This window comes from Tranquillimonas rosea, from assembly GCF_900111315.1.
GTDB classification, from domain to species: domain Bacteria; phylum Pseudomonadota; class Alphaproteobacteria; order Rhodobacterales; family Rhodobacteraceae; genus Tranquillimonas; species Tranquillimonas rosea.
Map to the genome: position 1 here is coordinate 290,752 of NZ_FOGU01000004.1, position 12,807 is coordinate 303,558.

The following is a 12,807-nucleotide window of genomic DNA, read 5'->3' on the forward strand; positions in this document are numbered from 1 at the left end:
GGCCCGTTTCGGCGGCTCAGAGGGTAATTCGCGTCAGGCGGACGCAGGTCGGCTGTTGAGCCACCGCCAGCGGGTCATGTTGTAGGCGAGGTTCGCCATGGTGATCGCCGCCCGCGCACGGGCCAGCCCGATGGTCCTTATGGTCATGCCCATGCGCGCCTTCTGGTGGGCGAAGACGTGCTCGACCTTGGATCGGACCGCGGATTTCGCGGCATTGACACGGCAGGTGCGCTTCGGCATCGGCCGGCCTCTCGGCTTGCGGCGATGGATGCGGCTGAGCATGCCCCGCGCCTCCAGCCACTCCTCATTCTCCGCCGAGCGGTAGGCGCTGTCGGCCCAGACCGACCTCGACGTGTTGGTCTGCGCGATCAGCCCCTCGCGGAGTTGTCCGCCATCGTGGCAGGCAGCATCGGTCACCGTCTGGCAGCGGATCAGCCCGTGCATCCGGTCGATGGAGATATGGCTCTTGTAGCCGTAGACCGGGATCGCGATATCGACTGGCTTCGTGCCGTCGGCGCGTGCTTTCGCCTTGGAATACTTGACGGTCCAACGGCCATCGACGTCCTTCTGCCGCGCTTTCGCAGGCTTGTCCGGCCAGATGTCGTCCGCCGTCTTGCCCGCCTTGATCTGGGCCTTCTCGCCGTCCGTATTCCGCTGCCGCGGCGCCGCGATGAGGCTGGCATCGATGATCTGACCCCCGCGCGGCAGGTAGCCCGCCGCCGTGATCGCGCGGTCGAGGCGTGCGAACAATTCGTCCAGCGCGCCAGCCGCGATCAGTGCTTCTCGGAAGTCCCAGAGCGTATTGGCGTCGGGCACACGGCTCTCCGGCCCGAGCTGGCAGAACCGCATCCAGGACAGCCGGTCGCGCGTCAGGTATTCGGTCTGCTCCAGCGAGAGCCCGTGCAGCGATTGCAGGACCAGCATCCGGAACTTCAGAACGGGATCGAAGGACGGACGGCCACCCTTCCAGCTTGGCGGGCGGCCGAGGGCCTTCTCCAGGACCGGTCGGAAGATCTCGAAGTCCACTGTCGCCGCGAGTGTCTCTAGCGGATCACCCTGCGCCGAGATCTCCGCCAGCCGATCCGTGATAGACCAGAATCCCATCTGTCCCGTCATCGCCTGCCTCCTACGCCCTCGGGCGCAGTGAATCACGATCCGACGTTCAGCGCGAGGTTTTCGGAGCCGTCCAGTTTCCTGCCGAATGGTCAGGGACCCGGCGAACGCTGCTCGCCCCATCGCCTTGCATTCATCGATGGTCGAATAACTCCGCGAGAGATTATGCTCGACGCCGATCGCCCTACTTCGTTCTTGCCGGTGCAATCGCGTTCGCATGACCTGGTCTTCATGAAACTCTGTGGTCGAAGGATCTTCGCGTCGCATATCCGCCATGAGCCGCAGAATTTCCGGCAAAGTCATATCGGCGAAGGCCGTAATCTGAAGTCGGACTTCAACGGGCTCCTTGACCATGGGCAGGATGACCGTTGCGAGGTTCATGTCATCTGGATCGACAAAGACCCTCACCTTGCCCCGGATAGCATGTTTCTCTCGCAGCTCCTGAAGTTCATCGGAGTTGAACCAAACTCCTTGGAACACACGGACGCCTTCATCGGTCGGGGTGACTTCCACGAACCGCTCGCTCGCGGACCTCAGGGGAAAACTTGTTCGTCGTCTTGCTCATGATGGCTCCAGTCTACTCAAGAGTTGGAGCCTCCGGCAAACCCGGGGCGGTTCAAGATGACGGCTGACGCTCGCCTTGCCGCTCTGGGGGCCGAACTGGCCGCGATGCCGTGTCCCGCTCCCGCGAAGCAGAAGCGCACGGCGGTAAGAACTCACAGTATCGCGGTTCCCCTTCGACTGAAGAGCACCAACGGACCACTGTCATTCATCAGCACTTCGACAGTCTTCGGGACCGCTGTCGATGTCACCTTGTCTGAAGTGACGATCGAGGCATTCTATCCGGCTGACGATGAAACAGTCGCCGCGATGGCCAGCTTGGATCTTGCGTAAACCCGCGCAGCGAACGGCCGGGACACCGCACTGCGGGCACTCGCCCGCGAGTAATGCAACGTCGTGGGAGAACGGCCGGTCTGGTGAAGCCAGCCGGCAGCGATGGGAGTCTGGGTAACGTCCGGAGTGGGCCGAGCCGGCCTAAACCCTCGACCTTCAGCGGCGCCCCTCGAAACGTGGGTTGAGGTGGACGTGTAGAAACGCTTCGAGCAATAGGGTCATGGCATCGCCATGTTGATCCGGAATTCGAATGTTCGCTCGCCCGATGTTCTGAAATATCCAATCACCTACTTGCTCTTCAGCGCCATCGAACCCAAAATCGTTTCTATTAGTCCAGATATCCCTCGCAAAAGTGCTTCCTGCTCGCCTCGTGCCGTAGTGTTGACTGGTAAACCGTGGAGAGTACCCGGTTTGACCAATTCTTAGCCACTCCTGATCTCGAAAGAACAGGTACACTCCGCGTTCATGTCGTAAGGGGCCTGGTCGCGTATGTGGGGCAGCTTTGAATTGAAGTGGAATTGGCGCAGGCACGACCCCATGCACCCCATGGATCTCAAGGAACCGATCCAAAAGTTCTCGAAGCTGTTGTTCTATTGCGTCTCCTCCTGAAATAAGTCCAGCATTTCTATCATGGCATGCGTTTTGCCGCGTATGCAACCACCCAGAGGCGCGATGCTTGACCCGGCTCACCAAGTTTCTTCCATTTGAGAAGCTGAACACATACGGCCGCTCCGACAAAGCCGCGTTGCAGCATCCGAGAGCCACCACAATGTCGGCTGTGGGCCGCCTTTCCCTTTAGGATAGTGGTGCCACAGGTAGTGTGATACCGTCATACTCTTGGAGCCATTCTCGCGATGGCTATCCAAGTCTGTAAGACTAAGGGAGAAAATCAATGGAGCAAAATAGGTTTCGATGAAGGTCTACATCGCAAATTTCGGTCGTCAGAACTACGAGTGGCCGGTATGTCGGGAGCGTGGAACAGTCGCAACCATGAATGCTCTCGACGCCCAGAGGTATTGGCAAGCGAATGACCGCGAGGGTTATGTGTCAAGCCGGATGGCTAACGATACCACTGCGACAGGAAAGAAACCGACGAAGGCGACAGCCTCACGCTGGTTCAACTTGATGACCACTGTCGCAGAGACTTCGGGCGATGTTTGGGTTCACAAGGACGGAGACGAACTTTGGTGGACTACATCCAAGAATGACGCGCCTTCCTTCGAATCGAAGAAAGAACCCATCGCACGCGGGCGCGAAGTCGTGATTTGCCACAAGCCCTGTGAGCCTTGGTCGAACCAGTCGAAGAAAGGCATTCCACTGAAGTGGAATGAACTTCACCCCAAGGCGAAAGACTTCTTGTCTACCGAAGCGACGCTACAATCTCTCAGCCCCTCGTATCGTGACTACACATTGGCGCTGATCGGCGGAGACGACCTTAGCGGATGGCACTCCAGTCCCCTTTGGTCGAAACGCAACGAAAGCGCCAAGAAGGGCTATGCCCCGATCAAGTATGGGTCGCAGGCAGACAAGATCGCATACCAACGGGCTTCGGAAATCTTCGATGCTGCTGGCGCTGCCGAGCGTATGGCCCACACTGCGGTTAACACGGCGAATTCAGCAAACGGTCAAAAGGTCGAACGTGTCTTGAAGAAGAAGGACCTCCGGTTCGCCTCGGCAGTAGCTCTTCAGGACTACATCAAGGAACTCATGGAAGCGCAGGAATACTGCTGCGAACTGACGGGCCTTACGCTGGAGTTGGACGAAGCAAACGGCGATTCTGCGATGTTCGCTTCCTTGGACCGCATCGATAGCAGCGGACACTATGAGCCCGGCAATCTTCAGGTTGTCTGCCGTTTCGCAAATTTCTGGAAGGGCGCATCTGATGACGTCGAATTCCGGCGTTTGATCGAGGTTCTTCAAGCATCTGCGCGCATGTAGTTGGCGCTTAGCCGAGCGGAGGTCCGCAGTGCAGGACGCGAGCGCAGCATTTTGGATTGCGCTCAATGTCGGCTGTGGGCCGATCGCTCCCTCAAAGTTTTGATACCTTTCGATGCTTAGAGTAGCGTTGTCACAGCGCGTCCCATGCCTTTTTTCAACTCGGTACATGGCCAAGGCGAAGCTGCGGAAAACCGCGTAGTCTCGAGTCGTCAGTCGATATCCTCGGAAGCGTCTAATGGCGCGCCTGGTCCTGTTCCGCGGGACCGGGCGGCCGGACTGAACGTATCTTTCTCAGGAAATCTTGCGGAATAGGCTTCGCCCTCGACAGCTTCGGCCAATGTCCCTTGCATCCGAAGGCGCAGACAGCGCGGCAACCCGACGAAAGGAAACGCATATTCCCCCGGCCTCTGTCTCGCGCCCTCTCTCTGAACAGGCGCCAGACACCGCAGCGGGCAATGAACACGGACCTCCGACCCATCCTGACCCCCGGGACGAAACCCGGGACCACGAAACCAAAGGAGGATCCATGTTTCACACGAAATTAAATCAAGGCGCGGAGAGTCGCGTCATTCCGACCGGATAAATGGCGCTGCGGGCGTTTCTATCCGGGCACGACGAAGCGCTCAGCCATGCGGCCGTCCTGCTGGCGGGGCGGCGCGGTGCGCGGCTGGTCAATGCCATTCGCGAGGGCCTCGACCAGCCTGGTCGGATGACGCGCCGTGTGCAACGCCTGCTCGCCGAGCTGCGTAGTGTGCTGTTCCTGGATCATGTTCACGATGAGGAATGGAACGACGCTGGCTGCTTCGCGATGCTGGAGCCGAACGATCCCATCGTGCCGGAGATCTGCCTGCTCGCCGATGGTCTGGACGATGCACTGAGCGCGGCGGGGGTCGTCCCAGTCTCAGACGAGCGCGCAGCATAAGATCGCCCACCGCACCGCCGCGAATTGCGCCCGGCGGTGCGGGCAAGAAACGGAAAAGAAAATCACGTGACCGGCAGATTTCTTCTTCCTCGTCCAGAAGAACGACCAATTTCGTTGTTGCCGGCACCGAAGACCAGCCTTTGCGCTAATCCGCGCTCATCCGAAAGAACCCTGCTGCCCCCGACCCATCTCCCGCGATGCACGGACCATGAAGCCGAAGAATAGGCACCACAGCACCGTTTCCGCCACTGCATGAAAGGGAGATCATCATGCTCAACACGAACACCCTCGACACCGCGGAGGCGCGTCTCGGCGCCGCCTACGCGGCGGAGCAGCACCTCCGCCGTCACGGCGCGAGTCTCTGCGACCTGCTCGACGCGCTCGACGATCCAAGCGGGTTCGCCGCGCTCTGCGACCTGCACGGCGCCTTCGGGCAGCCGATACCGGATGCCGATGCCGTCGAGGGCGCGCTGCAGGACATCCAGCGCGTCCTGGCCGACCAGACGCCATCGTCGCTCGATCGGATCGGTCATGAACGCGGTCTGCCGGCTTCCGACATGACGCGCTGGCATGACGCGCGCGTCAGCGAGTTCCTCGTGCGGTTCCGTCATGCCGACCGAAGCCGCGGCACGCTGTGCCCTTCAGGCGGCGCGCAAGCGCCGCCTGAGCGTCTATCCCGATCGGTTCGGGATGGAGCAGGACATCTGCGACGTAACGCTCTGGCTCGTCGAAAAGTATGGCCTGTCTGGTGTCCGCGTTTACGTCGATCGGCACTACATCCATGTCGGTCGGGAAATGGCCGGTGTCACTGTCATGACCGCGCCAAGGCACCCGGCGCAGCTGTCCGAGGCGGCGCATCGGGCGTTCCTCGCGCTCGGCTACACGATCGAAGATACGCGCGCAGATATTTACGGTCACCAGCACTGTGATGGCCATCATTCGAGGCATGAGGCACTGCGCGCATACGGGCGGATTGAATCAGCCATCAAGGCGGCGGCGGCGCCGGAGTGACAGACAGCCGTTGACCGCCTCGACACTGGTGGTCGACGGCCATACCCGAATTGATGCATCGGGAATGGCACCTGCTCGTGAAGCCCCCTTGCTACCCTTGGGGCCAATACAAGACGCTGCTGACTTGAACCGACGACGTATCGTCTTTCCGGGGCGGCAGACGGGCTATGCGATGGCGTGTGCGGCTGGTATCTATTTCAGTCAGAAGACTCCCGACGCCCATCAAGGCAAGCCATCCCGGAATTCACCGAACCGATCTTTCGGAACATGACCCTTTTACCGATTTCCAATCCTCCGCCAGCGCCGCGAGAGACGGTATTCTCTTATCTTTCCCGCCTCGCCGCGACCTGGGACACAGACGTCGTCGAGATCACAAACGACATGGGGACATCGTTCAAGCGGCTCCTCGCCCAGGACCCAGAGGCGTTCGACGCCCTCGCAGTGTGGGCCGACCTCGATCCAACACAGTTGGAAAACATGCTTTCCTGGACCGGAGTTCGGGCAGGGAACGTGCGGTTGATGTTTTGCGGAGAGATCTTCGTGTCCCGCGCGCTTCGCAATCCGGTGGTGCGAGCGTGTCCCGTCTGCCTGCGTGAAGACGCAATGCAATCGGACGGTCCGACAACCGCAGCCATGGTGATGCGCGGCGATTGGCAGATGCGGGAGGCCAACGTCTGCCTGCGGCACAACCACCTGCTGGTAAAGCTCTGGACGTCCGATAACCCGAGGGAGCGATACGATATCGCATCGCGCCTGTCCGAGATCGGAAGCGCGATCCTTGCAGGCAGGCATGACCTGCCAGAGGTGGCGCCCACGCCCTATGACATCTGGCTCGACGGTCGTCTTCAGGATGGCCGGGACGACACCTGGTTCTCCGGGCGTTCGCTGTTTGCCGCAACCACGTTCTGCCGCCTTCTGGGCCAGACCATTCTTCACGACAAAGCTGCCGAGGATGATCTGCCTGCCGGCGCGCACCATGCCGCAGGCTTCGAGATCGCCAAACAGGGTGAGCATGCCGTGCGTGAAACCTTGGCAAGGATTGCGCGCGCCTGTGAAGCCGAACCCAGGAAAGCCTACGGGGCGCTGTTTTCGCGTCTCAATCATGAATACGTCGAAGAAAAAGGGTTCGGCCCCTACAGGCGTCTTCTACGGGACCTGATACTTGATCACTGGCCGATCGCTGGTGGAAAAGACCTTCTCGGGGAAGTTGTCGAAGAGCGCCGCCTGCACTCACTTACCACAGCATCACAAGAGACGGGCATTGGCCCCGGGGTCCTTGAACACTTCCTGGTCGAGGCCGGTGCGCTTTCCGACGATGATGACCGCCCCCAGCGTCGCCGCTTGTTCGATGCAAGGACATACGCCGATCTTCTATCAGAAATCCCGACCCTTGTCGGGTCGATCACCATGCGCGAGGCCATCGGCGCGACCAAAATGGAACTGGAAGCCTTCGAAAGGGAAAATATCCTGGTTCCGCGCACGCGGGTTGCCAAGGTGAAGAGTCCGTGGCGAATTCCTGATGGAGCCAAATTTGTCGCGGACCTTTACCAGGAGGCGTTGCCGGTTACGAAAAACGACAACCGCTGGGAGACCCTTCTGCTCGCCCGCAATCGGACCGGCCTGAGCTTGCGGTACCAGGTCGACGCCATTCACAGCAAACGCCTTGCCCTCGGGACGCGGGCCGGGGTGCGCGGCCTGCATGGACTTGTCGTCAGAAAATCTGATGTTGATAGTCTTCGCGCCTCGCAGTCCCGACAAAAGACCGTCGTCGAAAAAGGGCCGCCCGGGATGATGATCGCCGCAGAATTCGGCCGCTCCGTCGGGCTGCGCGATCATGGAAATTTCATCTCATTGATCGAAGCGGGCCACACTCCGGCCGCTCAGCAAACGAACCCCAAGACAGGACGGCAGCAATACTGGCTGTCGGCCCGAGATATTGCGGTCTTCCATGAACGGTTCGTGACGCTGACGACGCTGTCCGATGAGACGGGCCACCATCGCAACACCCTGAAGAGCCTGCTCAAGGCATCCCAAGTCGCCCGCTTCGCCCCAGGCGATCAGGATTTCGGGCCGGTCTTCTTGCGTGCCGAGGCGATCGCGGCGCTTGGGTAGCGCCTCTCCGACGATCCGGTCAGCGAAGGTTCGATCATCACTCCGATGACTCCATAATTCCGCTGGCAACGGCAATCAGATGAAAAATACGTAATATCAATAACGTAAACGAATTCTTGCGAGTCTGAGAAAATTCTCTTGACACGGGTGCGCACGAAAAACCGCCATTTTGCGCACTCATATGCCCCCTTGGCAAGCGCGGCAAGCGTGGCGATCCCAGGAGGACTCGAACCCCCAACCTGCTGATTAGAAGTCAGCTGCTCTATCCGGTTGAGCTATGGGACCGGGCCTTGCGCCGCGGTCACGTTGTCGCGCGCACGGCCGCGAAAGGCAAGGTGCGCGGAACAACGGATCGGCGGGACGTGTTTTCGGGACAATCCACAGAGCAAGGAGCACTACCATGTTCAAGCCTCTCGCCACCGCAGCTCTCGGCTTCGGGCTGGCCGCGACCGGCGCCATCGCCCAGGACGACGGCGCCTCCACCGAAACCGCCGAGCAGGAGATGCGCTCGGTCGAGGCCTCGGTCAGCGATCGTGACGGCAACATGCTGGGCACCGCGTCGCTGCACGAGACCGCGTCGGGCGCCGTGACCGTCCAACTGGCGCTGGAAAACGTGCCGAGCGGCACCCATGGCGTTCACCTGCACGAGACCGGCGATTGCAGCGCGGACGACTTCACCTCGGCCGGCGGTCACGTTGCCGGCGATGCCGAGCACGGCGTGATGTCGGCCAACGGCCCGCATCCGGGCGATCTGCCGAATGTCGTGGTCGGCGAAAACGGCATCGTCGATGTCGAATATTTCAACATGCGCCTCGATCTCGACGACCACATCCTCGACGACGACGGCGCCGCCTTCATCATGCATGACGGCGAGGACGACTACATGAGCCAGCCGGCCGGCGATGCCGGCGACCGCATCGGCTGCGGCGTCTTCGAACAGACGGAGATGTAACGCCCAACCGCAGACAGTGGCACAAGGAGGGGCGCCCGTCGGCGCCCCTTTTCTGTTTGAACAGCCCAGACTGAAACTTATTCATTTCAGATTCATACGCGACAGTATTGAAGCGTTGCATCAGGGCTCCGAAAGACTGATCGGGCGACAGTTGGGGTCATGTGCCCGGATCGGCACTGTCTCTCACCTGCGGCTCCGGCCCGGGCCGGACAGGACGACAATCGCGGCGTATACCAAAGCCCGCCCGGACACGGCTATACTGCCCGACGGACCCGGCCGGCGGGCGCGGGCCGGGTCGGGATGGCAGGGGGCGTCCTTTGAGATACGGTGTGAACATCGCCCTGCTGTCCATCGCGCTCGCCGGCCTCGGCCTCGGGCTCGGTCTGCGTTTCGCGGGGCAGGACTCGGCGGCGCCGGTCGGCTACTGGGTGGGCGTCCTGCCGGTGCTGGCCGCGCTCATGGTCGAGATCGCCCGCAGCATCAGGCGCGGCGAGGTCGGGCTGGACATCGTCGCGGCGCTGTCGATGACCGCGGCGCTCGCCTTCGGAGAGGCGCTCGCGGCGGCCGTGGTCGCCGTGATGTATTCGGGGGGAACCTTCCTCGAAGCCTTCGCCGAGGGACGGGCGCGACGCGAGATGCGGGCGCTGCTGTCGCGCGTGCCCCGGACCGCGACACGGCACCGGAACGGGGCGCTCGAAGAGGTGCCGCTCGACGACATCGCGCCGGGCGACCGCCTGCTGATCCGGCGGGGCGATGTCGCGCCGGTGGACGGGACGCTCGGCTCGGACACGGCACTGCTCGACCAGTCGGCCCTGACCGGCGAGTCGATGCCCGTCCGGCGCGACCGGGGCGACGAGGTGATGAGCGGCGCGACAAACGCGGGCGAGATGTTCGACCTGTGTGCGTCGCGGCCGGCGCGCGAGAGCACCTATGCCGGAATCGTCCGGCTCGTCGAGGATGCCCAGCGCTCGAAGGCGTCCATGTCGCGCCTCGCCGATCGCTTCTCTCTTCTCTTCCTCGCGGCGACACTGTTCCTCGCGGGGCTGGCGTGGTGGGGCGCGGGCGACCCCATCCGCGCCGTCGCGGTGCTGGTGGTGGCGACGCCCTGCCCGCTGATCCTCGCCGTGCCGGTGACCTGGGCCGCCGGGCTGTCGCGGGCGGCGCATTTCGGGGTGCTGATCAAGGGCGCGCGACCGCTCGAGTCGCTGGCCGGGATCGCGACGCTCGTGCTGGACAAGACCGGCACCCTGACCGGCGGCACGCCCCGGATCGTGACCATCGAGAGCTTCGGCGGCATGGCAGAGGACGACCTGCTGCACCACGCCGCCGCGCTGGATCAGGCGTCTAAGCACCCCGTCGCGCAGGCCATCGTCGCGGCCGCGCAAGAGCGGGGGTTGCCGCTGCCCGCACCCGAAGACGTGGTCGACTCGCCGGGCGAAGGGGTGAGTGGCACGGTCGCGGGGCGCAGTGTCAGTATCGGCGGCACCGCCTACGTGACCCGCCGGCTGACGCAGGCCCCGGACTCCCCGCCGGCGCCGCCCGCGGTCGGGACCGCGGTGGTCGCCGTGGCAGTCGACGGGCGCCTCGCCGGGCGGCTGGTGATGGCCGACACCCTGCGCAGCGGGACGGCGCAGTTCCTGGCCAACATCCGGCGGCTTGGCATTCCGCGGATCGTGCTGGCCACCGGCGACCGGCGCGAGGTGGCCCGCGAGATCACCGAAGGCCTGGCCCTCGACGCCGTGCACGCCGAGCTGACGCCCGACCGCAAGGTCCTGCTGATCCTGACCGAGCGCACGCGCGGCCCGGTGATGATGGTCGGCGACGGGGTGAACGACGCCCCTGCCCTCGCCGCTGCCGATGTCGGCGTCGCCATGGGTGCGCGCGGCGCGGCGGCATCGGCCGAGGCGGCGGACGTGGTGCTGCTGGTCGACGATCTGCACCGCCTCGTCCCCGGGCTCGAGATCGCGCGGGGGTGCCGGCGGATCGCCCTGCAGAGCGTGGCGGCCGGGCTTGGCCTGTCGGTGGCGGGCATGATCGCCGCCGCGCTGGGATACCTGACGCCGGTGCAGGGCGCGCTCCTGCAGGAGGCGATCGACGTTGCCGTCATTCTCAACGCCCTGCGCGCCCTATGGATCACGCCGAGCACCGCTCCCGCTCCCGCTCCATCGTGACGGCCCTCTCCTGGGCTGGAGAGGGAGCGCAAGGCTGCGAGCGTGGTTCGCGCTAACGTGGCGGGCGCCCGCCACGTCCACAATGCGCCTGGGGTTCGGTGATCATCGGTCGCCTAAGGGCGTGGGCGCGTCGACGCCCGAAAGATGGCGGTCGATCCCGAAACTCTGCGTCGCCTTGGTCGCCTCCAAGCGCACCCAGAGATGCCCTGGCAAGATACGTTAAGCCTCACGGGGTAGACCAAAGGACGACAGGCCGCCCCGACCGCTCCCCCTAAGACCCGACTCACCTCTCCCTTCGATGGCGCCGCCCCTCCGAAGTGGCAGATTGCTGGTGGCGGCACGGCCGACCTACGCTCTCCGAACGAGTTTCAGAGTGCGATTTCCAAGCAGCTTTTCTTTGGTGTGGGAGGACGCCGGAGGGACGCGCTGCGGCAAATGGGCACGCGGACGTCCCGGTCCCGGCACCCGTTTTCTTGGGGGCAAGGGAGGATGAAAATTACCTGGAGCATTCCGGTATGGGGCGAGTCGCTCGACTCGACGCGCGGCGACATCGTCCGCGCACGGCACCTCATCGGCGCCCTCCGCTCCAACGGCCACAAGGTGCACGTGGTCGAACGCACCAGCAGTTCGGACACCGGCACCGCCATGACCGGCACCGGCCTCATGGTCGCGGGATACCGCGGCGTGCTGCGCCGGCTGATGCCGCGCCCCCTCGCCCTCACTCTGCGCGATATGAGCCGCTACTCGAACTCCCGCACGTTCGGGCGGCGCGTCGCGGCGGAAGCGCGGCGGCACGGGGCGGACCTGATCGTCGAGACGCAGATGAACTGCGCCGCCTCGGGCGCAGTCGCGGCCCGCCTGTCCGGCCTGCCGCTGATCGTCGACGATTGCTCGCCAAGTTCGGAAGAGGAAGAGATCGGCTCAGGCCTTCCAACCCTCGCCCACCGCATCCTGATGGCCCAGGCCAGCGGCGCCGTGCGGGTCATCGCGACCTCAAGCTCCGTGCGGGATCGCCTCGTCGGAGAGGGCGTGCCCGAGCAGAAGCTGTGCATCGTGCGCAACGGCGTCGACCTGGCGCGCTTCGACAGGGCCGACGGCTCGGCCATCCGCGCCCGGCTCGGCCTGGGCGGGCGGTGTGTGATCGGGTTCGCCGGTTCGTTCCTGGACTGGCACCGCGTCGACCTGCTGGTGGAGGCGCTCGGCCGCATGCCCACCGGCGCGGATGCCCATCTGCTTCTGGTCGGCACGGGGCCGAACCTGTCCGCCGTTCTCGACCGCGCCGGCCAGCTGGGCATCGCCAACCGCGTCACCTCGGTCGGGTCAGTGCAGCCCGACGAGATCCCGGCCTACCTCGCCGCCTTCGACGTGGGCGTGCTGCCGGACACGCTGGATTACGGCAATCCGATGAAATTGACGGAATACGCCGCCGCCGCGCTTCCCGCCGTGGGGGCGGACCGCCCCTCGGTGCGCGAGGTCGTGCGCCATGGCGAGACCGGGCTGCTCGTCCCGCCGCGGGACATCGACGCCCTGGCCACCGCGCTCGCCCGGCTGGCCGCCGACGCCGAGACCCGACGCGCCATGGGCCGGCGCGGGCGAAGCGAGGTCGCGGCGAAGGCCTCGTGGTCGGTCCTGGCCAACCGTCTTGTCGAGAACATCGAAGTGCGGGCCGCCGCCTGACCGCTCGCGGATGCGGG

At 63.8% G+C, this 12,807-nt stretch carries 9 protein-coding genes and 1 tRNA gene; 7 read left to right on the top strand and 3 right to left on the bottom strand.

The genetic code is table 11. The features are described 5' to 3' along the window. Window positions 1-33: 33 nt before the first annotated feature. Entirely contained in the window at window positions 34-1,116 is a 1,083-nt protein-coding gene (locus tag BMZ25_RS08695) for an IS5 family transposase (protein WP_092692069.1), read from the bottom strand. 1,803 nt (window positions 1,117-2,919) lie between these two features. On the opposite strand from BMZ25_RS08695, the gene BMZ25_RS08705 reads away from it, so the two are divergent. After that, a complete protein-coding gene (locus BMZ25_RS08705; protein WP_092692075.1) occupies window positions 2,920-3,945 on the top strand; it encodes a hypothetical protein in 1,026 nt (341 codons plus the stop codon). Between the two features lie 583 nt (window positions 3,946-4,528). Continuing rightward, window positions 4,529-4,867, top strand: coding sequence for a hypothetical protein (locus BMZ25_RS08710; protein WP_092692077.1), 339 nt, complete (start codon window positions 4,529-4,531; stop codon window positions 4,865-4,867). A gap of 62 nt (window positions 4,868-4,929) precedes the next feature. Here the strand turns inward: BMZ25_RS08710 and BMZ25_RS20440 are convergent, their stop codons facing one another. Next, complete coding sequence (locus tag BMZ25_RS20440) at window positions 4,930-5,400, bottom strand: hypothetical protein (RefSeq protein WP_143071506.1); 471 nt, start codon at window positions 5,398-5,400, stop codon at window positions 4,930-4,932. A gap of 76 nt (window positions 5,401-5,476) precedes the next feature. Between BMZ25_RS20440 and BMZ25_RS08715 the strand changes: the two genes are divergently transcribed. Both BMZ25_RS08715 and BMZ25_RS08720 read left to right on the top strand, forming a co-directional pair. Beyond that, window positions 5,477-5,878: a hypothetical protein gene (locus tag BMZ25_RS08715; RefSeq protein WP_143071507.1), complete on the top strand. Its 402-nt coding sequence runs from the start codon at window positions 5,477-5,479 to the stop codon at window positions 5,876-5,878. A gap of 267 nt (window positions 5,879-6,145) precedes the next feature. Continuing rightward, the gene (locus BMZ25_RS08720; protein ID WP_092692087.1) at window positions 6,146-7,990 is read left to right on the top strand and encodes a TniQ family protein; all 1,845 of its coding nucleotides are present in this window, start codon (window positions 6,146-6,148) and stop codon (window positions 7,988-7,990) included. 208 nt (window positions 7,991-8,198) lie between these two features. Here BMZ25_RS08720 and BMZ25_RS08725 read toward each other — a convergent pair. Next, window positions 8,199-8,275, bottom strand: a tRNA-Arg gene (locus BMZ25_RS08725). A 115-nt stretch (window positions 8,276-8,390) separates the two neighbouring features. Between BMZ25_RS08725 and BMZ25_RS08730 the strand changes: the two genes are divergently transcribed. From BMZ25_RS08730 to BMZ25_RS08740, 3 genes are all read left to right on the top strand, one after another. Continuing rightward, window positions 8,391-8,942 carry a superoxide dismutase family protein gene (locus tag BMZ25_RS08730; protein ID WP_177190424.1) on the top strand — a complete coding sequence of 184 codons (552 nt, stop codon included), beginning with the start codon at window positions 8,391-8,393 and terminating at the stop codon, window positions 8,940-8,942. A gap of 317 nt (window positions 8,943-9,259) precedes the next feature. After that, window positions 9,260-11,113, top strand: coding sequence for a heavy metal translocating P-type ATPase (locus tag BMZ25_RS08735; protein WP_092692092.1), 1,854 nt, complete (start codon window positions 9,260-9,262; stop codon window positions 11,111-11,113). 489 nt (window positions 11,114-11,602) lie between these two features. Then, window positions 11,603-12,790 (top strand): glycosyltransferase family 4 protein, encoded by a 1,188-nt coding sequence (locus BMZ25_RS08740; RefSeq protein WP_177190425.1) that lies wholly within the window; start codon window positions 11,603-11,605, stop codon window positions 12,788-12,790. Window positions 12,791-12,807 lie beyond the last annotated feature (17 nt).